The organism is Bosea sp. 29B, from assembly GCF_902506165.1.
In the GTDB taxonomy this organism is placed as follows: Bacteria; Pseudomonadota; Alphaproteobacteria; order Rhizobiales; family Beijerinckiaceae; genus Allobosea.
Genome location: NZ_LR733817.1, coordinates 3,843,362 through 3,867,617 on the forward strand (window position 1 = coordinate 3,843,362; position 24,256 = coordinate 3,867,617).

Below are 24,256 nucleotides of genomic sequence, written 5' to 3' on the forward strand. Positions count from 1 at the left end.
ATGGAAAACTTCGCCTCGCTCCTCCACGGTTTCCAGATCGCGCTGACGACCCACCACGTCGCGCTGATGTTCGCCGGCGTGCTGCTCGGCATCCTGGTCGGCGTCCTGCCCGGCCTGGGCGCGCCCAACGGCGTCTCGCTGATGCTGCCGCTGACCTTCTCGATGGACCCGGTCTCAGCGATCATTCTGTTGACCTCGCTCTATTGGGGCGCGCTCTTCGGCGGCTCGACCACCTCGATCCTGTTCAACATCCCCGGCGAACCGTCCTCGGTCGCCACCACCTTCGACGGCCACCCGATGGCCAAGCAGGGCAGGGCGACCGAAGCGCTTTCCTTCGCCTTCCTCTCGGCCGGCATCGGCGCGATGGCCGGCGTCATCCTGATCACGCTGCTCTCGGGCTGGGTCGCCCGCTTTGCGCTGAAATTCTCCTCGCCGGAGTATTTCGCGGTCTATTTCATGACCTTTGCCAGCTTCGTCGGCCTCGGCGGCGCCTCACCGCTGAAGACCATCGTCTCGATGGCGATGGGCTTCGCCTTCGCTTCGATCGGCATGGATTCGGTCTCCGGCAATGTCCGCCTGACCTACGAGTTCGACGTGCTGCTCGCCGGCGTCAGCTTCCTGATCGCGGTGATCGGCCTGTTCGGCCTCGGCGAGCTCCTGCAGACCATGGAGGAGGGGCTGCGCTTCGATGGGGTCAAGGCCAAGGTCAGCCCGCGCGACGTGCTCGCAACGGCGCTGAAGCTGCCGCGCTATTGGCTGGCGCTGCTGCGCTCCAGCATCATCGGCATCTGGATGGGCATCACGCCGGGCGGCCCGACCGCTGCCTCCTTCATGAGCTACGCCATGGCCAAACGCTCCTCGCGCAATCCCGAAAAATTCGGCAAGGGCGAGCCCGAGGGCGTGATCTCGCCCGAAACGGCCGACCATGCCGCCGGCTCCTCGGCGATGCTGCCGATGCTGGCGCTCGGCATTCCCGGTTCCGCGACCGCTGCGGTAATGATGGGCGGGCTGATGATCTGGGGCCTCAATCCCGGCCCGATGCTCTTCGTCGAGCGGCCCGATTTCGTCTGGGGCCTGATTGCCTCGATGTATCTCGGCAACGTCGTCGCGGTCATCGTCGTGCTTGCAACGGTGCCGCTCTTCGCCTCGATCCTGCGCATCCCGTTCTCGATCATCGGGCCGGCGATCGTCGTGGTCTGCTTCATTGGCGCCTATACCGTCGGCAACAAGGAGTTCGACATCTGGCTGGCGCTCGCCTTCGGCATCGTCGGCTATCTCTTCAAGAAGCTCGACTACCCGATCGCGCCCCTGGTTCTGGCCATGGTCATCGGCGACAAGGCCGAGGACGCCTTCCGCCAGTCGATGATCTTCAGCCAGGGCTCGCTCTCGATCTTCTGGTCGAATCCGCTGGTTGCGAGCCTGATGGCGATCGGCCTCGCGCTGCTGCTCTTCCCGCTGATCGGTTCGACGAGGCGCGGCATCCGCAAGCTGGTGACCGCCCGCGCAGCCAAGGCTTGAGCCAGGCGCACTGCCGGAGCCTGGATGCCGACGCTATGGTGACCCGTCCAGAACCGAGCCGAGGGCGGATCGCCGATGACAGGATCGAGACTGTCCGCCATCCAGGCCGACATCACGACGCTGCCCGTCGACGCGATCGTCAACGCCGCGAACAACTCGCTGCTGGGCGGGGGCGGCGTCGACGGCGCGATCCATCGTGCGGCGGGGCCGGAACTGCTGCAGGAATGCCGCAGGCTCGGCGGCTGCCAGACTGGCGACGCCAAGCTGACGCAGGGCTATCGCCTGCCGGCGCGCTTCGTCATCCACACCGTCGGGCCGGTCTGGCAAGGCGGCGGCCAGAGCGAGGCGATGCTGCTCGCCTCCTGCTATCGCCGCTCACTGGCGGTCGCGGCTGCCGCAGGCGCGCGCAGCATCGCGTTTCCGAGCATCAGCACCGGCGTCTACGGCTATCCGATCGCAGCCGCTGCGAAGATCGCCGTGGCGACGGTGGCCGCCACGCTGAAGGGCGGCGCAGCGTTCGATCAGATCACCTTCTGCTGCTTCTCGCCCGAGGATCTAGCGATCTACCGACACGAACTCGGCGAAGCCGGCGATCGGCAGGCGTAATGAGCTCCACCCTCTTCCAGCCACGAACAACCGAGGCCTTGCCATGAGCGAACCCTATAAGGGCATCATCCCGATCGCGCCGACGATCTTCCACGAGAACGGCGACGTCGACCATGACGGCAATCGCCGGGTCATGGACCTGATGGTCGACCAGGGCGTCGACGGCATCTGCATCCTCGCCAATTTCTCCGAGCAGTTCCTGCTGACCGATGCCGAGCGCGACGAGGTCATGCGGCTTTCGATCGAGCAGGTCGCGGGCCGGGTGCCGGTTTGCGTCACCACCTCGCATTTCTCGACCCGCATCGCAGCGCAGCGCGCCAAGGCGGCAGCCGATGCCGGCGCCAAAATGCTGATGATGATGCCGCCCTATCACGGCGCGCTGCTCAAGGCCGACGAGCAGGGCATGATCGAGCACTTCAAGATCGTCGCCGACGCCTGCGGTATCCCGATCATCCTGCAGGACGCGCCGCTTTCGGGTGTGAGCATGAGCGTGCCCTTCATGGTCAGGCTCAACAAGGAGGTGCCGCTCGTCCGCTACTTCAAGATCGAGGTGCTGGGCACGGCGGGCAAGCTGCGCTCGCTGATCGAAGCTGGCGGCGACGCGATCGTCGGCCCGTTCGACGGCGAGGAGGCGATCACGCTGATGGCCGATCTGGATGCCGGCGCCACCGGCACGATGACCTCGGCGATGATCCCCGACCTGATCAAGCCGATCCTCGCGGCTCATGCCGCAGGCGACCGCAGGCAGGCGGCGGCGCTCTATGCCCGCGTTCTGCCGATCATCAACTACGAGAACCGCCAATGCGGCCTGCGCTCGGCCAAGGCGGTGATGAAGGCAGGCGGCGTGATCAAGTCGGACGCGGTGCGCCATCCGCTGACGCCGCTGCATCCGCAGACGCGCGAAGGTCTGCTCGAGCTCGCGCGCGAACTCGATCCGCTCGCCTTGCGCTGGGGTAAGTAGCCCAGCTGTTCTTGCTGCCCGCCGTCAAAAGCGGGCAGCGACTGTCAATAGGCGCCGATGCCGCCGGATGGCGGCGGCAGGTTGCCTCTGCGGTCTTTGGTGATGAACTCCGGCGTCACCAGAAGCATCCGGGACAGCCAGGAAGAGTAGGCGGACAGCAACTCTATGACGGCACGCATAAGACGCCTCCACGATTGCGGAGGCGACCCTAGCACGAAAACCGGCTGTTTGCCGGCGAATTCTGAGGTTCAGCTCTTGCTCCAGACCGCGAGCTCGTAGCCATCCGGGTCGGCGAAGTGGAAGCGCCGGCCGCCGGGGAAATCGAAGGCCGGCTTGACGATCCGGCCACCTGCGGCCTCGACGCTCGCCTGCACGGCCGCGATGTCGTCGGCATAGAGGACCACCAGCGGGCCGCCAGGTCTCAGCGTGCCGATCGTGGTGAAGCCGCCCTCCAGCCGGCCGTCGGCGAAGGAGCAATAGTCCGGGCCGTAGTCGGTCATTTTCCAGCCGAAGGCCTTCTCGTAAAAGCTGCGGGCGCGCGGGATGTCGGCGACGACGAATTCGACATAGTCGATGCGGCGGTCATTGCTGGACGGGGGCATCGCTTGGCTCCTTGTGCTGGGTCTGCTCAGCCCCTTATGACGCATCGGCGCGACCGGGCTGTGGCGGGAGCGGAGGCAGATCTCCATGCAATCCTGTGATGCGCAACGTAACGGAATCGCGTTGGCATGCTCGGGTTGCACGCCCTATCGTGCAGACACACGATTCTCGCTCCGGAGCCCGTCATGACCGCAACCGCCAGGCGCGGCTACGCGCCGGAGATCATCGTCGCCGCCGGCTGTCTGATCGCGCTGATCAGCTTCGGCCCGCGCGCCAGTGCCGGCCTGTTCCAGCTTCCGATGATCTCCCAGTTCGGCTGGGGGCGCGACACGTTCAGCCTGGCGCTGGCGATCCAGAACCTGCTCTGGGGTCTGGGTGCGCCCTTCGCCGGCGCGATCGCCGATCGCTTCGGCATGGTCCGGGTGCTCTGCGCCGGCGCGCTGCTCTATGCCGCCGGCCTGGTGACGATGTCCTACGCCTCGACGCCGCTGCAGCTCCATCTCGGCGCCGGCGTGCTGATCGGCTTCGGGCTCTCGGCCTGCTCCTTCAACCTGATCCTCGCCGCCTTCGGCAAGCTGCTGCCGGAGCAATGGCGCCCGCTCGCCTTCGGCGCCGGCACTGCCGCCGGTTCCTTCGGCCAGTTCCTCTTTCCACCGATCGGCAACATCCTGATCGAGACGCTGGGCTGGCAGCAGGCACTGATCGTCTTCGCTTTCACCCTGCTGCCGGTGCTGCCGCTCTCGGTGATGCTGGCGATGCGGGGGTCCAAGCAGCCCGCTGCAGCGCCCGGCGTCGTCGCCGCCCCCAACCAGAGCATTGCGCAGGCGCTGGCCGAGGCCTTCAAGCACCGCTCCTATGTACTGCTCGTGCTGGGGTTCTTCACCTGCGGCTTCCAGCTCGCCTTCATCACCGTGCACATGCCGGCCTATCTCAAGGATACCGGCCTGCCGGCCTGGGTCGGCGGCTGGACTTTGGCCGCGATCGGCCTCGCCAATGCGGTCGGCTCGCTCGGCTCCGGCTGGCTGACGGCCCGCATGCCCAAGCGCCATTTGCTCGCCTGGATCTATCTCGGCCGCGCCGTCGCCATCACCGCCTTCATCCTGCTGCCGCCGAGCCCGACGACCGCGATCGCCTTCGGCATCGTCATCGGCGTGTTCTGGCTCTCGACGGTGCCGCCGACCTCGGCCCTGGTCATGCTGATGTTCGGCACCAAATACATGGCGATGCTCTACGGCTTCGCCTTCTTCTCGCACCAGGTCGGGGGCTTCCTCGGCGTGCTGCTCGGCGGCATCCTCTACGAGCAGTTCGGCTCCTACAACATCGTCTGGTGGCTCTCGGTCGCGCTCGGCGTCGCCTCGGCGCTGATCAACCTGCCGATCGTCGAGAAGCCGGTCGCGCGCACCGCGCCGCAGCCGGCCTGACCAAAGGCGCACCGGCTTGCCGCTTGCAGGCGGCGGCCGGGCGGGTCACTCCTAGGGGAAGTTCGATAGCTTCCCGGGAGTGAGTTCATGTCGACTTTCAAGGCCCTCATCGCCAATAAGGGCGAAGCCGGCACCAGCATCGCCTTCGGCGAGTTTGCCGAAGCGGACCTGATGGAAGGCGACGTCACCGTCCGCGTCACTCATTCGACGCTGAACTACAAGGACGGCCTCGCCATCACCGGCCGCGCGCCGGTGGTGCGGCGCTGGCCGATGATCCCCGGCATCGACTTCGCCGGCCGGGTCGAGATTTCCGACCATCCCGGTTTCAAGCCCGGTGACCTCGTCATCCTCAATGGCTGGGGCACGGGCGAGACGCATCTCGGCGCCTATGCCCAGAAGAGCCGGGTCAAGGGCGATTGGCTGGTGCCACTGCCCGAGGGGATGACGCCGGCCGAGGCGATGGCGATCGGCACCGCCGGTTACACCGCCATGCTCAGCCTGCTCGCGCTGGAACGCTACGGCGTGAAGCCCGCCGATGGCCCGGTCGTCGTCACTGGCGCAGCCGGCGGCGTCGGCTCGGTCGCGACGGCGCTGCTCGCCAAGGCCGGCTGGCATGTCATCGCCTCGACCGGTCGGCCCGAGGAGGCGGATTATCTCAAGGGCCTCGGCGCAGCCGAGATCATCGACCGCAATGAGCTCTCCGGTCCGGGGCGCCCACTGGGCAAGGAGCGCTGGATCGCCGGCGTCGACGCCGTCGGCTCGCACACGCTCGCCAATGTGCTGTCGATGACGAAGTATGGCGGCGCCGTCGCCGCCTGCGGCCTGGCGCAGGGCATGGATCTGCCGGCCTCGGTCGCGCCCTTCATCCTGCGCGGCGTGGCGCTGCTCGGCATCGATTCGGTGATGTGCCCGAAGCCGCGCCGGCTCGAAGCCTGGGCCCGCCTCGCCCGCGATCTCGATCGCGACAGGCTGGCGGCGATGACGGCGACGATCCCGCTTGAGGACGTCGTCGAGACCGGCCGCGCGCTGCTCGACGGCAAGGTCCGCGGCCGGGTGGTCGTCGAGATCGGTTGAGGGTCACTCGATCCGGATCTGCGCCTTCTCGACGACCGGCTCCCATTTCTTGATCTCGGCCTCGATGAAGGCGCGGAAGGCGTCCGGTGTCATGCCGAGTGCGATGATCTTCTGCGCTGCCAGCCGCTCGCGGATCTCCGGCGTCTCGAGGATACCGCGCACATCGCGCGAGACCTTCTCGACGATCTCCTTCGGCGTGCCGGCCGGCGCGGCGAGGCCGTGCCAGGCGGTGACGTCGAAGCCGGGCAGGAACTCGCTCAGCGCCGGCAGGTCGGGCATGAAGCTCGCCCGTTGCGGGATCGAGGTTGCGAGCGCCCGGAGCTTGCCGGCCTCGACATAGGGCCAGGCCACGGCGGCGCCATCGAGCGCGACGTCGAGCTGGCCGCTGAGCAGGTCGACCATCATCGGGCCGGAGCCGCGATAGGGGACATGGGTGAGCTTGGTCCCGGTGGTCTGCTGGAACAGCTCCATGCCGACATGCAGCGAGGTGCCGACGCCGGAGGAGCCGAAGTTCAGCGCGTTCGGCTTCTGCTTCAAGAGCGCGATGAACTCCGGCACGGTCTTGGCCGGCACCTTCTCCGGATTGACGACCAGCACGTTCGGCGTGATCGCGAGCTGGCTGACCGGCGCGAAATCGCGCAGCGGATCATAGGACAGCTTCTCCTTGTAGAGCCATTTGTTCATGCCATGGCTGCTGGCATTGATCAGGCCGAGCGTGTAGCCGTCCGGCTTGGCGCGGGCGAGGGCGGCGACGCCGATATTGCTGCCGCCACCGCCGATGTTCTCGATTACCACGCCCTGGCCCCACAGCGCCTGCAGGCGCTCGGCGACGGTGCGCGCGACGAGGTCGGAAGCGCCGCCGGCCGCGAAGGGCACGATGATCTTGACCGGAGCGGTCGGGTAGGGCGCCTGCGCGGCGGCCGCGACGCAGGATGCGAGAAGGGCAATGGCGGCGATGGCTGCCTTGAACGGCTTCATGATGTCCTCCCCCTTATTGGCCGGTCCTATGGCCGGCAGGCGATGCTCAGGCTGTCTCCCGCCAGATCGCGCCGAGCCGGGCGATCTTCGCGTCTGAGAGGTAGCCGTAGCGGTTGATGTGCAGGTGCCGGCAAGGCGCTTCGAGCACGGCCCGGAAACGCCGCTCGACATCGTCGAGCGGCCCGTAGCCATGTGTGATCACCGAGAGGCGCGAATGGTTGATCTGGCCGGCGGCGATCTCGACCGTCCGGCGTAGCGCAGCATCGTCGGCCGGATGCGGTTCGTGCGGCTCCGGATAGCGCAGCGCTTCGCGCGTCTCTGCGCCGCCGTTGAGCCCGAGCCAGTGATGGACCGTGGCGAAGACGCTGTCCGCGTCGAGGCCGGTGACGGCGGCCAGCCGCTCGACATAGCCGCGTTCGATCATTGGCCAGTGCATGGTGTAGTGCTTGACCGCGATCTCGTCGGCGATGCCGTCCATGGCCGCGAAGTCGACGCCGGAGAGCCGGTTGAGCGGCGGCGGGAAGGCTTGCATCACCACGCCGACCCGGCCGTAGGAGGCTTCCTTCACGATCGTCGTCAGGGCGCCGACATAGTCTGTGACGATGGCGCTGCGGAAGGCGAGGAGATCGGCCGCCCAGCCGCCCGGCCGCAGCAAGGCGTCGATCGTGGCGGCCTTCCCGGCCATGTCCGTTCGCGTCTTGCGAAGTCCTTCCAGCGCGCGCGCTCTGATCGCCTCGACATCGTGGCCGAGTTCCTGTCCCCGCTTCACCGCCGGCGGGCTGAAGTCGAAGAGCAGGCTATCCAGCGCATAGGGCGGATATTCCGGCCAGTCGAAGCGTAGCGCGTCGCAATCGGGATAGTTCGCCAGGAGGTCGGCGACGAGGGCGCGCATATAGGCGCGCAAGCCCTTGCTGGCGAGGCTGACATTGGCGTCGACACGACCACGCACTGGCGTGCCGAACACGGTCAGCGGCTCGTCCGCACCGGCATCGGGACGTTGCTGCACGCGCAGCGCGGGCGGCGCAGCCGCCATCACCTGGAGTTGGGCGGAGAGGCCGGCGCGCTTGGCCTTGGCCAGCATGTCGGCGACGATGTGGCCTTCGCGTCGCGTCAGCGCGTCCGGCTCCGGCGGAGCATAGGGCGCATCGCGATAGAAGCTTGCGTTCGGGACGAAGCTCGGCGCCGTCCGCATCCACAGCGCGGTGTCGCCCCAGAGCGGCCGGTCGAGCGTGCGGGCAAGGCCGGCGCCGGCATCGGCCGGCGGCTCGCGCACGCCGAGCCGCTCAGAGCAGCGCTCGGCCACCGACGGCATCGTGCAGATCACGTCGCAGCCCAGCCGCTCGACGATGTTCTCCAGGACGGCGTCGACGCCCTCGGACTGGGCATAGTCCGGCATCACCGTAATGCCCAGCGAGCGCTTGGAGGGTGCCGTCATGGCGTGCGCACGAACGGGTGGGCGTGGCCGGCGAGCCGGTCGAGGAAGGAGCCGTTGGCTTCGATGTGGACGTGCATCGCGGCATGTGCCGCATAGGCATCGCCTCGCTTGATCGCGCCGAGGATGGCGCGGTGCTTGGCGAGGGCGTCGCCGAGCGCGCCGCGCTGGGCGACCATCAGGTGGTGGACCCGTTCGAGCTGGGCCCGGGCCCGGTCGACGCTCGCCCACATCTGCTCCAATCCCTGATGGGCGAAGAGGGCGCGGTGGAAACGCTCGTCGCACTGATAGGCGCGGGCGGAGTCGCCGGCTGCGACGGCCTCGGCATGGTCATCCAGCGCCGCGTTCATCTCGGTGATCAGCGCCGGGTCGCGGTTGGCAGCCGCCTGTGAGACGGCTTCGCCTTCGAGCAATCGGCGGATCAGGATGGCTTCGCCGATCAGCCCGGGGTCGATCAGTGAGACGAAGGTGCCGAGGTTGGGAAAGACGTCGAGCAGTTTCTCCTCGGCCAGCCGGGCGAAAGCCTCGCGCACGGGTGTGCGGCTGACAGCATAGGCGGCGCCGACCTCGCCCTCCGACAGCGGGCTGCCGGGCGGAATGGCGAGCGAGGCGATTGCCGAGCGCAGGACGCGATAGACCTGCTCCGGCGCGCGCATCGTCCGGTCGATGGCGGCGGCCGGAAGCGGCGTGGGCTGATGGTCGCGGGCAAGGCGTGGCATGGCGGTTTCCCTAACCAGAGTACCGGTATACAGGTTATCGAGGCGACGCAAGCGCGGCCGGCTCAATCAGCCGCGGCGCGAGGGCGATGATCGAAGTGGCGCGATGTGCTCCGGCTTAGCCCGCGCCTTCAAGCTGCGCCTTCCGCTTCGCCAGCTCGCCACCGACGAAATCCATGAAGGCGCGCACGCGCGGCGCGTGCCTGATGTCGGGATGGGTCAGGATCCACAGCCCGGTGGAGAAGTCCGGGTCCGGCGGCAGCAGGCGGACGAGCCCCGGCCGCTGGTCGGCAATGAAGCAGGGCAGGGGCCCGATGCCCATCCCCTGCTCGACCGCTTCCGTCAGGCCGAGTACGGCCGAGGAGCGCAGCGCGATCCGTTCGGCCGGGACATGGTCGCGGACATAGCGGGCGGCCTTGACGTAGCCGAGCGGGTCGCCGAGTGCGACCCAGTCGCGCTTGAACAGCAGCTTCGGCTCATGCGCCTCGGCCTCGGTCGTTGGCGCATCGGCGCGGGCATAGACGGCCCAGTTCAGATTGGCGAGGCGGCGGCCGACCAGCGTCTCGCCCGGTGAATCGCTGGCGCGGATGGCGACGTCGGCATCGCGGCGCGAGAGGTTGAGCGTCTGGCTGGCCATGACGACGTCGAGTCGGACTAGCGGATGCGCCGCCCGGAACGCTGCGAAGATCGGCAGCAGCACATGCAGATAGAGCGTATCGGTGGTGGTGACCCGCAAGTCGCCGGAAGGGGCGAGGTCACGCCCCGCGAGCCTGCGCCCGAAAGCGGTGACGTCGTCATCGATGCGCGAGGCCAGCGTCGTCATCTCCTCGCCGGCCGAGGTCGCGACATAACCGGTCTTGCGCCGTTCGAAGAGGGCATGACCGAGCTGCTCCTCGATCTGGCCGAGCCGGCGGAATACCGTGGAATGATTGACGTTGAGCGCTGCGGCCGCTCCGGTCAGCCCGCCGGCATCGGCGATCGCCTTGATCAGGCGGAAATCATCCCAGGCGAGCTTCGACGTCGACAATGGTCACTCTCCGGCAACTCCGCGCGCAGCATTGCCAGATCTTGCGGAATTGCAAGCGGGTCTCCGGCGATAATGCCGATCTCAGCGCGGCGCGGCGGCGCGGCGCAGCCGGTCGTTGATCGCTTCGCCAAGGCCCTGCATCGGGATCGGCGCCACAGCGATCGTGGCCGGGCGCTGATTGTCGAGCCGACGCATCGCGGCGAAGAGATTGGCGGCGGCCTCGGTCAGATCGCCGGTTGGGCTCAGGTTGAAGGCGAGCGCGGGCAGGGCGGCGTTAGGCTCCGGCCCGAAGCCGAGCCAGGCTTCCCCCGGTCGTGGTGCCTCTGCGTCGAGCCTGACGGCCGCGCGGGGCGCATAATGCGAGGCGAGCAATCCCGGGGCGATCGGCGCTGCGCCGCCCTCCTCGACGATGACTAGCGCCTGTCCGATTACCGCTTCCAGCGCCGCCCGCGGCACGCCGCCTGGCCGTAGCAGGCGCGGGGCGCCGCCGAGGCAGGCGACGATGCTGGATTCGATCCCGACCGCCGTCGGCCCGGCGTCGAGCACGGCGTCGATGCGCCCGTCGAGATCGGCGAGGACATGGTCGGCCTGCGTCGGGCTGACCCGGCCGGAGCGATTGGCCGAGGGCGCGGCGATCGGCCGGCCCGCCGCCTGCAGGACAGCGCGCGCCACCGGATGCGACGGCACCCGGAGCGCAACGCTGTCGAGCCCGGCACGGGCGAGGCTGCAGATCGTGCAGGCGCTGGAGGCGGGCACGACCAGCGTCAGCGGGCCCGGCCAGAACGCCTTCGCCAGCGCCAGTGCCGGTGCATCGAACAGGCCCTGGCGCCTGGCAGCATCGACATCCGGCAGATGCGAGATCAGCGGGTTGAAGCTCGGGCGCTCCTTGGCGGCGTAGATCGAGGCGACCGCGCGGTCGTCGCTGGCATCGGCGGCGAGCCCGTAGACGGTCTCGGTCGGCAGGGCGACCAGCTTGCCGGCGCGCAGCAGTTCCGCGGCGGCGGCGATGCCAACCTCGTCGGCGGAAAGGCGTTGGGTCTGACGAGTTCCTGTCACGGTCTCTCTTGAAAGTTCATATGTAAACTATAACAATGCCGGGATGGCATGTGCGAGACCGCGCCGCATAGAGCACGCTCCGATCAGCTTGCAATGCAAGCCGATCGGAAAAGCGTTCTCTATCTCTTAGTTGGAGACGGATTCACCGACCAGATTGATTCAATCTGGTCGGATCCGGCTCTAGCGCGTGGGCAAGCGCATAGTTCGCGGCTAGCATCGCCGTCAACGTAACGAGACGAACGCCCCGCCATGCTGCGCGGGCGCCGAGGGAGGTAAGCGATGTCGTACCGTGCTCCGGTCGAGGATATCCTGGCGACGATGCGCCATGTCGCCGGGCTCGACGCCCTGATCTCGGAGGGGCTGGCACCGGAGCTGGCGGATGGCGTCACCGAGGCGGTGCTGGAGGAGGCCGCGAAGTTCGCCGGCGATGTCCTCGCGCCCCTCAATGTCGTTGGCGATCGCGTCGGTTCCAAGCTCAAGGACGGCACGGTCGTCACCCCGCCGGGCTGGAAGGAAGCCTATCACGCCTGGGCACAAGGCGGCTGGAACGCGCTGCCCGGGCCGGAGGCCTATGGCGGCCAGGCCCTGCCGACCCTGGTGCAGTCGGCCTGCACCGAGATGTGGAATTCGGCCGCCTTCGCCTTCGCGCTCGGCCCGCTGCTGACGGTCGGCGCGATCGAGGCGCTGCATGCCCATGGCTCCGACTATCTGAAGGAGACCTATCTCGCCAAGCTCGTCTCCGGCGAGTGGATGGGCACGATGAACCTGACCGAGCCGCAGGCCGGCTCGGATCTCAACGCGCTGCGCTCCAAGGCCGAGCGCGCCGGTGACGGCACCTATCGCATCAGCGGCCAGAAGATCTTCATCACCTATGGCGATCACGAGATGACGGACAATATCGTCCATCTCGTCCTCGCCCGCCTGCCCGATGCCCCTGCCGGCACACGCGGCATCTCGCTCTTCCTCGTGCCGAAATTCCTGGTCAATGCCGACGGCTCGCTCGGCAAGCGCAACGATGTCCGCTGCACCGGCGTCGAGCACAAGCTCGGCATCCATGCCTCGCCGACCTGCGCCATGAGCTACGGCGACGAGGGCGGCGCGATCGGCTGGCTGATCGGCGAGGAGAATCGCGGCCTCGCCTGCATGTTCACGATGATGAACAATGCCCGCCTCAACGTCGCGGTGCAGGGCGTCGCCATCGCCGAGCGCGCCTATCAGCAGGCGCTCGCCTTCGCCCGGGAGCGCAAGCAGGGCACAGCGCTCGATGCGCCGAAGGGCGCGCCGATGAGCCCGATCATCGTCCATCCCGACATCCGCCGCATGCTGATGGAGATGCGTGCCAAGACGCAGGCTGCGCGCACGCTTTCGCTGCTTCTCGCCGCCTTGCTCGACCGCTCGCATCGCGAGCCCGACGAGGCCAGGCGCAAGGCGGCGGCCGAGCGCGCCGCGATCATCACGCCGGTCGCCAAGGCCTACGCCACCGATATCGGCGTCGAGGTCGCTTCCGTAGGCGTCCAGGTCCATGGTGGCATGGGCTATGTCGAGGAGACCGGCGCGGCCCAGCATCTGCGCGACGCCCGCATCGCCACGATCTACGAGGGCACCAACGGCATCCAGGCGATCGACCTCGTGCTGCGCAAGCTGCCGCTCTCCAATGGCGATGCCGTCAAGGCGCTGATCGGCGAGATGCGCGGCGTCGTCGCTGCTGTCCGCGAGGCCAATACGCCGGGCTTCGGCCACAGCGCCGCGCGGCTCGGCGCCGCCGTCGACTCGCTCGAACGCGCGACCGAATGGATGCTGGCGACGATGGGTATCGATCAGGCGAGCGCGCTCGCTGGCGCGACGCCCTATCTCAAGCTGTTCGCACTCGCCCAGGGCGGTACCGGCCTGGCGAAGAAGGCGCTGGCACTGCAGGGCGAGGATCAGGGCGCGGCGGCGCTCGCCACCGCCCGCTTCTATGCCGAGCATCATGTCGGCGAAGCCACCGCGCTGGAGCTCGCGGTGACCGAGGGCGCCGGCGCAGTCGAGGATGCGGCTGCGGTCTTCGCGGCGTGACGCCGCTTGCCGCGCCTGACCTATCGCACCGGCTTCCGCACGCGCATGTGCAGGAAGAGCGGTGCGATATAGGTGTCGGCGAGATAGGGCACGGCCTTGGCCGTCGCTTCATCCACACCCGGCTCGTGCATGTGCTCGATCCGGAAGCCGGTCGCGACCAGGAGGTTGATCCAGTCGCTCAGCGTGCGGTGGAAGCGCGGCACCCGGAACGGCTCGACCCTGGCCTTCTCCTCGTCCGGCGCGGCGCCGAAGCGCCAGCTCTCGATCTCGCCATCGCTGATGCGAAAGTACTCGCGGACCTCGATGCCGAGCACGTTGCCGGCCTCGTCGCGCATCACCCTACGGCCGGGCGTGGCGAAGCAGGGATGCAGGATCGAGAACTGCAGGAAGCCGCTCGGCTTCAGCACCCGCTTGGCCTCGGCGAGCACGCGGTCCTGGTGCGGCATGTCCATCAGCGACATGAAGGCGGTGGCGAAATCGAACGAGGCGTCGGCGAAGGGCAGCGCCATGCCGTCGGCGACGCGATAGGTGATCCTGAGCGGGGTGGCGGCCTCGGCCTCCTGCGCATGGCGGATGAAGGTCGGGGCGATGTCGATCGCGGTAATGCTCGCACCGGCCTCGGCGAGCTTGCGCGTGTTCGAGCCCTCGCCGCAGCCGATGTCGAGGCCGTCCAGCCCGTCGATATCGGGCAGATTGGCGAAGAAGGCCGGGGTGTTCTGGGCGTCCCGGTAGAGGTCGTAGCCGGCCCGCGCCTGCCGGGTCCAGGTTTCGGCGTTGGCCTCCCAGCAGGCCGCGACTTCGCTCGCTTCCATGATCGTCCTCGCCGTTCGGGGGAGGGGCTTCTAGCGGAGCCGCTCGCATTGCGCCAGCCTGTTCGCGAGGCTTGTCGCAATGAACGATGACAGCCCGCTGAAGCCGCTCGCCGGCAAAGTCTGCCTCGTCGCCGGCGCCTCGCGCGGGCTTGGGCGCGGCATCGCCCGAGCGCTCGGCCAGGCCGGCGCCACCGTAATCGTCACCGGCCGCTCCAGCGAGGCCGGCCCGCGCACGGACCAGCGCTCCGAGACCTTCGAGGACACCGCCCGCGAGGTCGAGGCTGCCGGTGGCCGCGGCGAGCCCTATCGCTGCGACCATACGAACGAGCGCGAGGTCGACCAGCTCGTCGCCTGGTGCTTACGCCGCTTCGGCCGGCTCGATTGCGTCGTCGACGCGGTCTGGGGCGGCAATGAAGGTTATGATGGCGAGCGTTACTCCGACGGCTCGGCCTTCGGCGCGCCCTTCTGGCGCCGCCCGGTCGCGCGGCTCGGCCAGAGCTTCGAGAGCGGCGTCTATGCGCAATTGCTGCTGGCGCGCGCCGTCGCGCCGGCGATGGTGCAGATGCGCCGGGGGCTGATCGTCACCGTGAGCTTCGACACGGCCTCTGGCTATCTCGGCGATGTCTTCTACGACCTGTCCAAGGCGGCGATGAACCGGCTGACGCTGGCGATGGCGCAGGAGCTGAAGCCCTATGGCGTCACCGCGCTCGGCCTGTCGCCCGGTCATGTCCTGACCGAGCGGGTCCGCGATGCCGGCATGGCCGATGAGACCACCGAGACGCCGCTCTATGCCGGCGGCGCGGTCGCGGCGCTGGCGGCGGACCCGGATGTCGCGCGTCATTCCGGGCAGGTGCTGCATGTCGCCGATCTGGCCCGCGCCTATGGCTTCACCGATGCGGACGGCAGCCAGCCGGACCGGTTCAGCTTGCAGAGTTAACGAGGGAGGACACCATGTCGCTCAAGGGCAAGACGCTCTTCATCACCGGCGGATCGCGCGGCATCGGGCTCGCCATCGCCATCAAGGCGGCGCGTGACGGCGCCAATGTCACCATCGCCGCCAAGACGGCCGAGCCGCATCCGAAGCTCGAAGGCACGATCTATACCGCCGCCGCCGAGATCGAGGCGGCCGGCGGCAAGTGCCTGCCGCTGATGGTCGATGTCCGCGACGAGCAAAGCGTCGCCGAGGCGATCGCCAAGACAGCAGAGACCTTCGGCGGCCTCGACATCGTCGTGAACAATGCCAGCGCGATCTCGCTGACCAACACCCAGATGACCGACATGAAGCGCTACGATCTGATGCACCAGATCAACACGCGCGGCACCTTCATGGTCTCGAAATACGCGATCCCGCATCTGGAGAAGGCGGAGAACCCGCACATCCTGATGCTGTCGCCGCCGCTCGACATGAAGATGCGCTGGTTCGCGCCGCACCTCGCTTACACCATGGCGAAATACGGCATGAGCCTGTGCGTGCTCGGCCTCGCCGGCGAGCTGGCGCCGAAGGGCATCGCCGTGAACGCGCTCTGGCCGCGCACCACGGTCGCGACCGCGGCGGTGAAGAACCTGCTCGGCGGCGACAAGATGGTGCAGGCGAGCCGTACGCCGGAGATGCTGGCCGACGCCGCCTACATGGTCTTCAACAAGCCCTCGCGCAGCTTCTCGGGCAACTTCCTGATCGACGACAACTTCATGGCCGGCGAGGGCGTCACCGACTTCACGCCCTATCGCGTCGATCCGTCGGTGCCGCTGATGCCGGACTTCTTCGTGCCCGAGGAGATCAAGCCGCCTCAGGGGGTGAAGGGCGGCGTCTGAGCCCGAAGGCTCAGAACTCTTCCCACTCGCGGTCCCGCGCTCCGCCGTTCGCGACCTTGCGGGCGGGCTCCGGAGCTGCGGGGGCGGGTTGTGCCTTCCGCGCCGGCGCGCGTGGCGCCGACGAGCGGGTCTCCGACATGGCGACAGCGGCAAGGTTGCGCAGGCGCTCCGGCTCGTTGGTCGAATGCGCATTGCTGCCGGCGATGCGGAAGGCGGCGACGAGCTGATCAAGGCTGTGGATCTGGTCGGCGAGCGAGGCGGCGGAGGCGGCGCTCTGCTCGGCCAGCGCCGCGTTCGCCTGGGTCATCTCGTCCATATGGGCGACGGTCTGGCTCATCTCGTCGATGCCATTCGCCTGCTCGCCTGCCGCTGCCGAGATCTCGACCACGGTCGCCGCGACCTGCCGGGAGGCCGTGACGATCTTGTCGAGCACCGTCCCGGCCGAGCGGACCAGCTTCACGCCTTCCTCGATCTCGGTGGTCGAGGACTGGATCAGGGTGGTGATGTCCTTGGAGGCCTCGGCGGAGCGCTGCGCCAGCGTCCGGACCTCCGAGGCGACGACAGCAAAGCCCTTGCCGGCATCGCCGGCGCGTGCGGCTTCCACCGCGGCGTTCAGCGCCAGCAGGTTGGTCTGGAAGGCGATGCCGTCGATGACGGAGGTGATGTCGGTGATCTTGCGCGAGGCGGCCTCGATCCGCTCCATCGCCTCGACGGCGTTCTGTACGATCGCGCCGCCCTGCTGCGCCACGTTCGTGGCCTCGTCGGAGGACGATGCCGCCACCTTTGAGGAGCTTGCGCTGGCCTTGACCGACGCCGCGAGCTCCTCGGTTGTCGCAGCCGTCTCCTCCAGCGAAGCGGCCTGCTCCTCGGTCCGCTTGGCGAGATCGTCGGCGCCCGCCTTGATCTCGCGGGCCGAGGCCGAGACCTGGGAAGTCGTCGCCTGGATGCCGCCGATCGTGTCCGAGAGCCGCTCGACCGTCTCGTTCACCGAGTGCTTCAGCTCGGCGAAGCGGCCCTGATAGCTGGTCGCGATCCGGCGGGTCAGATCGCCCTGCGAGACTGATGCCAGGATGTCGGCGAACTCGGTGGTCGCGCCGTCGACCACGGCGTTGAGCTGGTTGATGCCGTCGACCAGCTGCTGCATCTGCGCGTCGGCGCTTTCCAGGCGCAGGCGCGCGCTGAAGTCGCCGGCCGCCGCCGCCGCGACGACCGTTCCGACATCGCTGACCACGGCGACCATGGCTTCGGTCCGTGCCGCCCGCTCGGCCGCGGCGGCGCGCTCCTGCGCCTCCAGGGCCTGCACGCGCAGCCCGTTCTCCTTGAACACCCGCACGGCGGCCGCCATGCCGCCGATCTCGTCATCGCGGCCATTGTCCATGACCTCGGTCGAGAAATCGCCCTGAGCCAGCTGCTTCATCGAAGCGGTCAGCGCGGTGATCGGGCGAGTCACGCGGCTCTGCACCAGCCAGAGCCCGATGAGCGCCAGCGCCAGCGCTGCCAGGAGCACGAGCCCGTACATGACGAGCGAGCGCATCGCAGCCGCGGCCTTCGCGTCAGCCACATCCGACACGACATCGATGGCGCGGCTCGCCACGGCGCCGACGGTCTCGGAGGCGGCGACGATCTGGTCACGCCATTGATCGGGATTGATCGCAGGCTTGCGCCCGCCGGTCGCATTGGCGACCAGATCGGCCCGCGTCGCCTTGAAGGCCCCGCCGAAATAGGTGTTCTCGGCGGTGGTGAGCGCGTCCTTGAGCGCCTGCGGCGTGCTGGCCTGGCCGATGAGCTGCCTCACCACGCCCCAGGCGAACTCCATGCGCGCATCGTTGACAAGGACGGCATTGCTTTCCTTGGCGTCCAGCGGCCGGTCCTGGGCGACGGCGTTGTTGAGGACGATCGTCGACGATCCGCTGAGCGAGCGTGCGGCCCAGGCCATCGAACGGACGGAGGTCAGGTTGGCGAAGCTGGCGTCGAGCGCGAGGATGCGTTCCTCCAGCGTCGCCGAGGCGGCCTCGAGCGCGCTCAGGAACTTGCCGGTCTGGGCCATGCTGGCCCCGGCCAGCTCCTTCTCCCGCGCGTCCAGCGGCAGCTTCCAGTTGCCGTCGATCTTCGCCCGCAAGGGCTTGAGCGCTGCGACATGGCCGTCGATCTCTTTCGAGACGGCCTGCGCGATGTCGTAGCCGTTGCTCCGGACGATCGTCTGCGCCGTCGCGACGGCGTCATCGAGCCGCTTGCGCCGCGTCAGCACGTCTTCGATCATGCCGCCGTTCTTGTCAGTGGGCATCGTCAGCGCGCTCGCGCCATTGCCGCGCTCGTAGCGCAGGTTCTGCAGCGCCGTGAAATAGGCCTTGTTCAGATCAGCGAGAGCAGAAACCTCGACGGCCGTGTTGTGGCGTGTCCAGGCCTGCCAGAGCGCCTGCGTTGAGAGCGTGACGATCGCTGCGCTGGCGAGGCCGAGCACAGTCAGGAGCATAGTCTTGATGCTGAGGTTTTTCGCGGCGCTGAACATGACAAATCCGGAGGAGCGACTGATCTGTTAAGTGTCTCATCCAGCGATTTATTTTATGCTAACCACATATCCGCCGAGCGCACGCCCCTCGATTGCGTGGGTACCCTGTCGATTCGGCAACTGCCCCCGATACGTCATCGGTTTGACACTGCCGGACGTTTGGAGTTGGTGCAGTGCAAATCGCGCCCTGTGGCGCCCGATTCCGGACGACCGGCCATGCTCCTGATCCACGGCATCTGCCAGACGAGCGGCGACAAGCTCGCGCCGCGCACCCTTGCCGTCGAGGACGAGATTCCGCCCGGCGCGATCTGGATCGACCTGCTCAATCCGACCGCGCCGGAGGATGCCAAGGTCGAGCAGCATCTCGGCATCTCGATCCCGACGCGGGAGGAGATGCATGATCTCGAACCGTCCGAGATCATCTATGCCGAGAACGGCGCGCATTACATGACGGCGCGGATCATCTGCCAGTCCGACACCAACGTCCCGCGCCTCGCCGACGTCACCTTCATCCTGACCGAGAAGGCGCTGGTGACGGTGCGCTATGACGAGCCCGGCGCCTTCAACATCTTCAAGAACCGCGTCACCAAGCCGGGCGGCTGCGAGCTCGAACCGGCCGGCGTGATCGAGGGGCTGATCGAGGCGATCGTCGACCGCGCCGCCGAGGTGCTGCGCGGCGTCGGCGACCGCATCGACATGCGCTCGCGCCAGATCTTCGACGGCGACAGCGCCAGCGTCGAGCAGGGCCGCGTCTATCAGGCCGTGGTCCGCAAGATCGGCCAGTACGAGCACATCATCTCGAATGTGCGCGAGAGCATGGTCTCGGTCGAGCGCGTGCTGCTATACCTCTCTGCCAATTTCAAGCGCACCAAGAAGGCGGCCGGCGGCTTCAACCCGGAATGGCGCTCCGCCTTGCGCGACGTCCAGGCGATCGAGGAGCACGCCACCTTCCTGTCGAGCAAGCTGCAGTTCATGCTCGACGCGACGCTGGGCCTGGTCAGCATCGAGCAGAACAAGATCATCAAGCTGTTCTCGGTGGTCTCGGTCGCGCTGATGCCGCCGACTTTGATCGCCTCGATCTACGGGATGAACTTCAAGACCATGCCGGAGTTGGAATGGCAGCTCGGCTACCCGATGGCAGTCGGCCTGATGATTCTCTTCGCCGTGCTGCCCTATCTGTTCTTCCGCTGGAAAAAGTGGCTTTGACCGTGCCGGGGCGGCGCGCCTTCGGATAGCTTGCCTTACATGACGCTGCCTCAGATTCTGTCTTGCTCCCTGGTCGCCGCGATGATGGCGGCCTTCGTCTGGGGCAAGCTGCGCTACGACGTGGTCGCGCTCCTGGCGCTGCTGGCAGGCGTCGCGCTCGGTGTCGTGCCGGCCAACGAAGCCTTCAAGGGCTTCTCCGACGACATCGTCATCATCGTCGCCAGCGCCCTGATCGTCAGCGCCGCGGTGGCGCGCTCCGGGCTGGTCGAGACCGCGCTCGCCCGCATCTCCCCGCTGCTGCGCTCGACGCAGGCGCAGGTCGCAGTCCTCGTTTTCGTCGTCGCCGCCATGTCGGCGATCATCAAGAATATCGGCGCGCTCGCGATGATGCTGCCGATCGCCTATCAACTTGCCCGCAAGGACGGGAAATCGCCTTCGGTCTTCCTGATGCCGATGGCCTTCGCCTCGCTGCTCGGCGGCATCGTCACGCTCGTCGGAACCTCGCCGAACGTCATCGTCGCTCGCGTGCGGCAGGAACTCGGTGGCGAGCCCTTCGCCATGTTTGACTTCACCCCGGTCGGCATCGGCATCGCGCTCGCCGGTTGCGCCTTCCTCAGCGTCGCCTACCGCTTACTGCCGAAGGATCGCCAGGGCTCGCGCTCGCTCGACCAGGCCGTCGACATCAAGGATTACGTCACCGAGGCGCGCCTGCCCGAGAAGGGGCCGCTCACAGGCAAGACGGTTGCCGACCTCAGGAGGCCGGGCGATGGCGAAGTCGAGGTCGTCGCGATCTTGCGCGATGGCGAGCGCCGCCGGGCGCCGCTGCCCGATGCCAGCCTGCGCGCCGGCGATATCCTGTTGCTGCGCGGCGAGCCCAAGGCGTTGGAGCGGGTTGTCGCCGCGGGCGAACTCGAGCTCACCGGTCAGCATCGCTCGACGCAGAAGGAAGGCTCGCTCGATCCCGCGCGAACCGGCGAGGCGATCGTCACGCAAGGCTCGCTGCTTGAGGGATTGAGCGCTGCCGAGATCGACCTGCACGCGCGCTTCCACATCAACCTGCTCGGCATCAGCCGCGCCGGCGAGCGTTTCACCGAGCGCCTGCGCGATATCCGCCTGCGCGCCGGCGATGTCGTGCTGCTGCAGGGCGACGAGGACCTGCTGCCCGAGCGCCTGCGCGAGCTCGGGCTGCTGCCGCTGGCGGCGCGCAGCCTTCAGCTCGGCAGCACGCGGCGCCGCTTCGTCACCGGCACGATCGTCGCCGCCACGGTCACCGTCGTCGCGCTCGGTCTGCTGCCGGTGGCGATCGCCTTCTTCGCCGCTGCGGTGCTCCTGCTGGTGACCCGCGCCTTGACCTTGCGCGATGCCTATGAGTCGGTCGAAGCGCCCATCCTAGTGATGCTGGCGGCGCTGATCCCGGTCAGCGACAGCTTGCGCGTCACCGGGGCGACCGACGTCTTCGCGGGCCTGCTGGCGCAGGTCGGCGCCGGCCTGCCCGGCTGGGGGGCTGTCGGGTTGATGCTGATCGCCGCCATGGCGGTGACGCCCTTCCTCAACAATGCCGCGACGGTGCTAGTGATGGCGCCGATCGGCGCCGGCTTCGCCAAGACGCTCGGCTACAATCCCGATGCCTTCCTGATGGCGGTCGCGATCGGCGCGGCCTGCGACTTCCTCACCCCGATCGGCCACCAGTGCAACACGCTGGTGATGGGGCCGGGCGGCTATCGCTTCGGCGACTATGCGCGGCTCGGCGCGCCCTTGTCCCTGCTGGTGATCCTGCTCGCGGTGCCGCTGATCATCTTCGTCTGGCCGCTGCGCTGAACGGGGCATTCGCGGACATCGAAACGGGCCAGGAGAAAATAATTCTCCGCGGAGCGTTTCCATGGAGAGCAGTTCTGCTGTTCTGGCGGCGCAATATGGACGTATCTGGCTTCCCGCAAGTTGCCGCGGTGCTTATGTAAGCGGCAGATATCTTCAGCCGCACTGCGGCGATTGACGAGTTCCCATCATGACCACAGTGACGTCCCGAGCCGGCGCGGCGACCGCCGGCGCTAAGCCGTTCTATGCCAGCTTCGGTTTCCAGGTCCTGGCGGCCATGGTGATCGGGCTCGTGCTCGGCTGGATCGCCCGCAATATCGGCCCGGACGCGGCCGGGCAGCCTAACGCCCTGACCACGACGCTCGCGACGACCGGCTCGATCTTCGTGCAACTGCTGCAGGCGCTGGTGCCGCCGCTGATCTTCACTGCGATCGTCGCCTCGATCAGCAATCTCCGCCAGCTCTCCAACGCCGCCGCCCTGGTCTGGCAGACGCTGCTCTGGTTCGCGCTCACCGCTTTCATCGCCGTCCTGATCGGCATCGCGCTCGGCCTGATCATTCAGCCCGGCATCAATTCCGGCGTGCTTGCCGCCAGCGCCAAGGCGCCGGGCTCGGTCGGTTCCTGGCTCGACTTCCTGAAGGGCCTCGTCCCCGCCAACATGCTCGGCCTGCAGGCCTCGACCCGGATCGATGGCGGTGCGGCGACGACGCGGCTCGGCTTCAACGTGCTGCAGCTGCTGGTGATCTCGATCGTCGTCGGCGTCGCGGCGCTGAAGGTCGGCGAGCGCGCCAACAGCTTCCTTGCCTTCAACGAGTCGCTGCTGGCGATCACGCGCAAGATCCTGTGGTGGGTGATCCGGCTGACGCCGATCGGCACGATCGGCCTGCTCGGCAATGCCGTCGCTCAATATGGCTGGCAGACCCTGCAGCAGCTCTCCTGGTACGCCTTTGCGATCTATCTCGGCCTCGCGATCGTGCTGCTGATCGTCTACCCGGCGCTGCTCGTCCTGCATGGGCTCTCGCCGCTGCGCTTCTTCGCCGGCGCCTGGCCGGCGATCCAGCTCGCCTTCGTCTCGCGCTCCTCGGTCGGCACCTTGCCGGTGACCGAGGCCGTGACCGAGAAGAGCCTCGGCGTGCCCCGCGAATACGCCGCCTTCGCCGTGCCGCTGGGCGCTACCACCAAGATGGATGGCTGCGCCGCGATCTATCCGGCGATCTCGGCGATCTTCGTCGCGCAGTTCTACGGCGTCCCGCTCGGCATCCAGGAATATGTGCTGATCGCCTTCGTCTCGGTGATCGGCTCGGCCGCGACCGCGGGCCTCACCGGCGCGACGGTGATGCTGACGCTGACCTTGTCGACGCTCGGCCTGCCGCTCGCCGGCGTCGGCCTGCTGCTGGCGATCGACCCGATTCTCGACATGGGCCGCACCGCTGTGAACGTCGCCGGCCAGGCGCTGGTGCCGACCATCGTCGCCAAGCGGCAGGGCATGCTCGATCAGGCGCAATATGATCGCGCCGGGGATATCGAAGCGATCGAGGCCGGGGCGCAGACGGCCTGACGTCGCCCGTTACAGGCTGGTTGCGGGGAGCCGCTCCAGCCTGTCGCCGATCACGATGGTTCCGCTTTCGATGACCTGTGCCGTGATGCCGCCATGGCCGCGCACGGCGTTGTAACCACCCTGGCCGAGAACCTCCTCCATCCGTGAGCAGGGATGGCATTCGCCGGTCCATTCCAGCACGGCCTCGCCAAGCGAGAAGCGGTGGTTCTTCAGGGCGAACAGATTGATGCCGGCCACGATGATATTGCGTCGGAGCAGATCGGCCGCGACCGTGGCGAGGCCAAGGTGGCTGGCGATGGCGGCAAGATGTTCCTGCTGGATCACGGTGACGTGACGCGCCCCGCCGGTGCGGCTGCTGTAGTGATCGCCGATCAGGCCTTGCCTTTCGTCCAGCGTTGCCAGGTCGGTGACTGTCATGACGGCGCGTCGTGCCGGTCTGAGACCGATCCAGACGATGCGGCCCAGTCGTATGGGAGCTTCAGTCAGGCGTGCGAGCGGCGAGGTGGGGTTGAGCATCAGGTTAGGATCCCGGCCCGAGGCGCGACAGCAGAGCTTCGCCGCGCGGAGAGAGCCGATAGCCGACATCGAGGCTTTCAGTCAGCCCCAGCGCCTTGAGCTTGCGGACATCCTGCTTGAAGGGCAGCACGTCGCGGCCGAGCAAGGCGGCGAGCTCCAGCGCGCGACGTCCCGGATGGGTCGCGATCACCCGCAATGTGACATGTGTCCAGCGGCGGCGGGCATCGAACCTGCCGAGGCGAGCGATCAACTCGCTCGTTTCGACTTCGGTTAGCTCCCCCGCAAAGCGCAAGGCTTCGCGTGGATCGGGGCCGGCGAGACAAATGCGGATGCGGTAGAGGCTGCCCTCGCGGCCGGTCAGCGCGGCGAGCGCAGCTTCGCGCGTTTCGAAGCCAGCGGCCCTCGCATCGGCCGCATCGAGCTGGTCTTCCGTGATCCGCTGGACCGCATCGATGGCGAGCTGGCCGATCGCGGTCAGCAACGTGCCGCCGCTCTTGACGCTGGGCCGGCGCCAGCGGCGCAGTACCTGCGTGATGTTGCCCTCGGCGATGCCCTGGAGCGTGCGCCGATCGAGCAGCACGGCG

22 protein-coding genes are annotated in these 24,256 nt (G+C 67.9%); 11 read left to right on the top strand and 11 right to left on the bottom strand.

The genetic code is table 11. The annotated features are described in order from the left end of the window. The 3 genes from GV161_RS18665 (at window position 1) to GV161_RS18675 (ending at window position 3,085) form a co-directional block, all read left to right on the top strand. On the top strand, window positions 1-1,518 hold the full coding sequence (locus GV161_RS18665) for a tripartite tricarboxylate transporter permease (RefSeq protein WP_152017104.1): 1,518 nt from the start codon (window positions 1-3) through the stop codon (window positions 1,516-1,518). 75 nt (window positions 1,519-1,593) lie between these two features. Continuing rightward, entirely contained in the window at window positions 1,594-2,124 is a 531-nt protein-coding gene (locus GV161_RS18670) for an O-acetyl-ADP-ribose deacetylase (RefSeq protein ID WP_152017105.1), read from the top strand. A gap of 43 nt (window positions 2,125-2,167) precedes the next feature. Then, on the top strand, window positions 2,168-3,085 hold the full coding sequence (locus GV161_RS18675) for a dihydrodipicolinate synthase family protein (RefSeq protein WP_152017106.1): 918 nt from the start codon (window positions 2,168-2,170) through the stop codon (window positions 3,083-3,085). A 44-nt stretch (window positions 3,086-3,129) separates the two neighbouring features. Here GV161_RS18675 and GV161_RS31365 read toward each other — a convergent pair whose 3' ends face one another. Continuing rightward, on the bottom strand, window positions 3,130-3,264 hold the full coding sequence (locus GV161_RS31365; RefSeq protein WP_257791809.1) for a hypothetical protein: 135 nt from the start codon (window positions 3,262-3,264) through the stop codon (window positions 3,130-3,132). Between the two features lie 69 nt (window positions 3,265-3,333). Continuing rightward, the gene (locus GV161_RS18680) at window positions 3,334-3,687 is read right to left on the bottom strand and encodes a VOC family protein (RefSeq protein WP_152017107.1); all 354 of its coding nucleotides are present in this window, start codon (window positions 3,685-3,687) and stop codon (window positions 3,334-3,336) included. Window positions 3,688-3,870: 183 nt separating this feature from the next. On the opposite strand from GV161_RS18680, the gene GV161_RS18685 reads away from it, so the two are divergent. Together GV161_RS18685 and GV161_RS18690 are read left to right on the top strand one after the other, a co-directional pair. Beyond that, window positions 3,871-5,106 (top strand): MFS transporter, encoded by a 1,236-nt coding sequence (locus GV161_RS18685; RefSeq protein WP_152017108.1) that lies wholly within the window; start codon window positions 3,871-3,873, stop codon window positions 5,104-5,106. An 87-nt stretch (window positions 5,107-5,193) separates the two neighbouring features. Continuing rightward, window positions 5,194-6,180 carry an MDR family oxidoreductase gene (locus GV161_RS18690; RefSeq protein WP_152017109.1) on the top strand — a complete coding sequence of 329 codons (987 nt, stop codon included), beginning with the start codon at window positions 5,194-5,196 and terminating at the stop codon, window positions 6,178-6,180. A 3-nt stretch (window positions 6,181-6,183) separates the two neighbouring features. Here the strand turns inward: GV161_RS18690 and GV161_RS18695 are convergent, their stop codons facing one another. The 5 genes from GV161_RS18695 to GV161_RS18715 all read right to left on the bottom strand — a co-directional run bounded on the left by GV161_RS18695 (window position 6,184) and on the right by GV161_RS18715 (window position 11,389). Continuing rightward, a complete protein-coding gene (locus tag GV161_RS18695; protein ID WP_152017110.1) occupies window positions 6,184-7,158 on the bottom strand; it encodes a tripartite tricarboxylate transporter substrate binding protein in 975 nt (324 codons plus the stop codon). A 46-nt stretch (window positions 7,159-7,204) separates the two neighbouring features. Next, complete coding sequence (locus GV161_RS18700; RefSeq protein ID WP_152017111.1) at window positions 7,205-8,593, bottom strand: hypothetical protein; 1,389 nt, start codon at window positions 8,591-8,593, stop codon at window positions 7,205-7,207. Then, entirely contained in the window at window positions 8,590-9,309 is a 720-nt protein-coding gene (locus GV161_RS18705; RefSeq protein WP_152017112.1) for a GntR family transcriptional regulator, read from the bottom strand. Before GV161_RS18705 ends, GV161_RS18700 begins: the two co-directional genes overlap by 4 nt. A gap of 115 nt (window positions 9,310-9,424) precedes the next feature. Continuing rightward, window positions 9,425-10,333: a LysR family transcriptional regulator gene (locus GV161_RS18710; RefSeq protein ID WP_152017113.1), complete on the bottom strand. Its 909-nt coding sequence runs from the start codon at window positions 10,331-10,333 to the stop codon at window positions 9,425-9,427. 81 nt (window positions 10,334-10,414) lie between these two features. Beyond that, on the bottom strand, window positions 10,415-11,389 hold the full coding sequence (locus GV161_RS18715; RefSeq protein WP_152017114.1) for an L-threonylcarbamoyladenylate synthase: 975 nt from the start codon (window positions 11,387-11,389) through the stop codon (window positions 10,415-10,417). Window positions 11,390-11,668: 279 nt separating this feature from the next. Here GV161_RS18715 and GV161_RS18720 point away from each other — a divergent pair, with 279 nt between their 5' ends. Next, window positions 11,669-13,444 (top strand): acyl-CoA dehydrogenase, encoded by a 1,776-nt coding sequence (locus GV161_RS18720; protein WP_152017115.1) that lies wholly within the window; start codon window positions 11,669-11,671, stop codon window positions 13,442-13,444. Between the two features lie 20 nt (window positions 13,445-13,464). On the opposite strand, the gene GV161_RS18725 is transcribed toward GV161_RS18720, so the two are convergent. Continuing rightward, complete coding sequence (locus tag GV161_RS18725) at window positions 13,465-14,256, bottom strand: class I SAM-dependent methyltransferase (protein WP_152017116.1); 792 nt, start codon at window positions 14,254-14,256, stop codon at window positions 13,465-13,467. 79 nt (window positions 14,257-14,335) lie between these two features. Between GV161_RS18725 and GV161_RS18730 the strand changes: the two genes are divergently transcribed. Further along, the gene (locus GV161_RS18730) at window positions 14,336-15,193 is read left to right on the top strand and encodes an SDR family NAD(P)-dependent oxidoreductase (RefSeq protein WP_193219599.1); all 858 of its coding nucleotides are present in this window, start codon (window positions 14,336-14,338) and stop codon (window positions 15,191-15,193) included. A gap of 14 nt (window positions 15,194-15,207) precedes the next feature. After that, window positions 15,208-16,068: an NAD(P)-dependent oxidoreductase gene (locus tag GV161_RS18735; protein ID WP_152017117.1), complete on the top strand. Its 861-nt coding sequence runs from the start codon at window positions 15,208-15,210 to the stop codon at window positions 16,066-16,068. Between the two features lie 10 nt (window positions 16,069-16,078). On the opposite strand, the gene GV161_RS18740 is transcribed toward GV161_RS18735, so the two are convergent. Beyond that, on the bottom strand, window positions 16,079-18,541 hold the full coding sequence (locus GV161_RS18740) for a methyl-accepting chemotaxis protein (RefSeq protein ID WP_159650292.1): 2,463 nt from the start codon (window positions 18,539-18,541) through the stop codon (window positions 16,079-16,081). Between the two features lie 252 nt (window positions 18,542-18,793). Between GV161_RS18740 and GV161_RS18745 the strand changes: the two genes are divergently transcribed. The 3 genes from GV161_RS18745 to GV161_RS18755 all read left to right on the top strand — a co-directional run bounded on the left by GV161_RS18745 (window position 18,794) and on the right by GV161_RS18755 (window position 23,156). Further along, window positions 18,794-19,783: a magnesium transporter CorA family protein gene (locus GV161_RS18745; RefSeq protein ID WP_152017119.1), complete on the top strand. Its 990-nt coding sequence runs from the start codon at window positions 18,794-18,796 to the stop codon at window positions 19,781-19,783. Window positions 19,784-19,822: 39 nt separating this feature from the next. Then, window positions 19,823-21,601, top strand: a complete 1,779-nt coding sequence (locus GV161_RS18750; protein ID WP_152017120.1) for an SLC13 family permease — start codon at window positions 19,823-19,825, stop codon at window positions 21,599-21,601. A gap of 187 nt (window positions 21,602-21,788) precedes the next feature. Then, window positions 21,789-23,156: a dicarboxylate/amino acid:cation symporter gene (locus GV161_RS18755; RefSeq protein ID WP_152017121.1), complete on the top strand. Its 1,368-nt coding sequence runs from the start codon at window positions 21,789-21,791 to the stop codon at window positions 23,154-23,156. A gap of 9 nt (window positions 23,157-23,165) precedes the next feature. Here the strand turns inward: GV161_RS18755 and GV161_RS18760 are convergent, their stop codons facing one another. After that, on the bottom strand, window positions 23,166-23,672 hold the full coding sequence (locus tag GV161_RS18760; RefSeq protein ID WP_193219600.1) for an MOSC domain-containing protein: 507 nt from the start codon (window positions 23,670-23,672) through the stop codon (window positions 23,166-23,168). 4 nt (window positions 23,673-23,676) lie between these two features. Continuing rightward, entirely contained in the window at window positions 23,677-24,252 is a 576-nt protein-coding gene (locus tag GV161_RS18765; RefSeq protein WP_152017122.1) for a hypothetical protein, read from the bottom strand. Between the last annotated feature and the right edge of the window lie 4 nt (window positions 24,253-24,256).

Excerpts from the sequence above, each read along its gene's own strand:
- GV161_RS18760 (WP_193219600.1), bottom strand. The coding sequence starts at position 23,672 with ATGCTCAACCCCACCTCGCCGCTCGCACGCCTGACTGAAGCTCCCATA.
- GV161_RS18725 (WP_152017116.1), bottom strand. The coding sequence starts at position 14,256 with ATGGAAGCGAGCGAAGTCGCGGCCTGCTGGGAGGCCAACGCCGAAACC.
- GV161_RS18730 (WP_193219599.1), top strand. The coding sequence starts at position 14,336 with ATGAACGATGACAGCCCGCTGAAGCCGCTCGCCGGCAAAGTCTGCCTC.
- GV161_RS18695 (WP_152017110.1), bottom strand. The coding sequence starts at position 7,158 with ATGAAGCCGTTCAAGGCAGCCATCGCCGCCATTGCCCTTCTCGCATCC.
- GV161_RS18680 (WP_152017107.1), bottom strand. The coding sequence starts at position 3,687 with ATGCCCCCGTCCAGCAATGACCGCCGCATCGACTATGTCGAATTCGTC.
- GV161_RS18745 (WP_152017119.1), top strand. The coding sequence starts at position 18,794 with ATGCTCCTGATCCACGGCATCTGCCAGACGAGCGGCGACAAGCTCGCG.
- GV161_RS31365 (WP_257791809.1), bottom strand. The coding sequence starts at position 3,264 with ATGCGTGCCGTCATAGAGTTGCTGTCCGCCTACTCTTCCTGGCTGTCC.
- GV161_RS18755 (WP_152017121.1), top strand. The coding sequence starts at position 21,789 with ATGACCACAGTGACGTCCCGAGCCGGCGCGGCGACCGCCGGCGCTAAG.
- GV161_RS18705 (WP_152017112.1), bottom strand. The coding sequence starts at position 9,309 with ATGCCACGCCTTGCCCGCGACCATCAGCCCACGCCGCTTCCGGCCGCC.
- GV161_RS18700 (WP_152017111.1), bottom strand. The coding sequence starts at position 8,593 with ATGACGGCACCCTCCAAGCGCTCGCTGGGCATTACGGTGATGCCGGAC.
- GV161_RS18750 (WP_152017120.1), top strand. The coding sequence starts at position 19,823 with ATGACGCTGCCTCAGATTCTGTCTTGCTCCCTGGTCGCCGCGATGATG.
- GV161_RS18740 (WP_159650292.1), bottom strand. The coding sequence starts at position 18,541 with ATGCTCCTGACTGTGCTCGGCCTCGCCAGCGCAGCGATCGTCACGCTC.
- GV161_RS18670 (WP_152017105.1), top strand. The coding sequence starts at position 1,594 with ATGACAGGATCGAGACTGTCCGCCATCCAGGCCGACATCACGACGCTG.
- GV161_RS18735 (WP_152017117.1), top strand. The coding sequence starts at position 15,208 with ATGTCGCTCAAGGGCAAGACGCTCTTCATCACCGGCGGATCGCGCGGC.
- GV161_RS18665 (WP_152017104.1), top strand. The coding sequence starts at position 1 with ATGGAAAACTTCGCCTCGCTCCTCCACGGTTTCCAGATCGCGCTGACG.
- GV161_RS18690 (WP_152017109.1), top strand. The coding sequence starts at position 5,194 with ATGTCGACTTTCAAGGCCCTCATCGCCAATAAGGGCGAAGCCGGCACC.
- GV161_RS18720 (WP_152017115.1), top strand. The coding sequence starts at position 11,669 with ATGTCGTACCGTGCTCCGGTCGAGGATATCCTGGCGACGATGCGCCAT.
- GV161_RS18685 (WP_152017108.1), top strand. The coding sequence starts at position 3,871 with ATGACCGCAACCGCCAGGCGCGGCTACGCGCCGGAGATCATCGTCGCC.
- GV161_RS18675 (WP_152017106.1), top strand. The coding sequence starts at position 2,168 with ATGAGCGAACCCTATAAGGGCATCATCCCGATCGCGCCGACGATCTTC.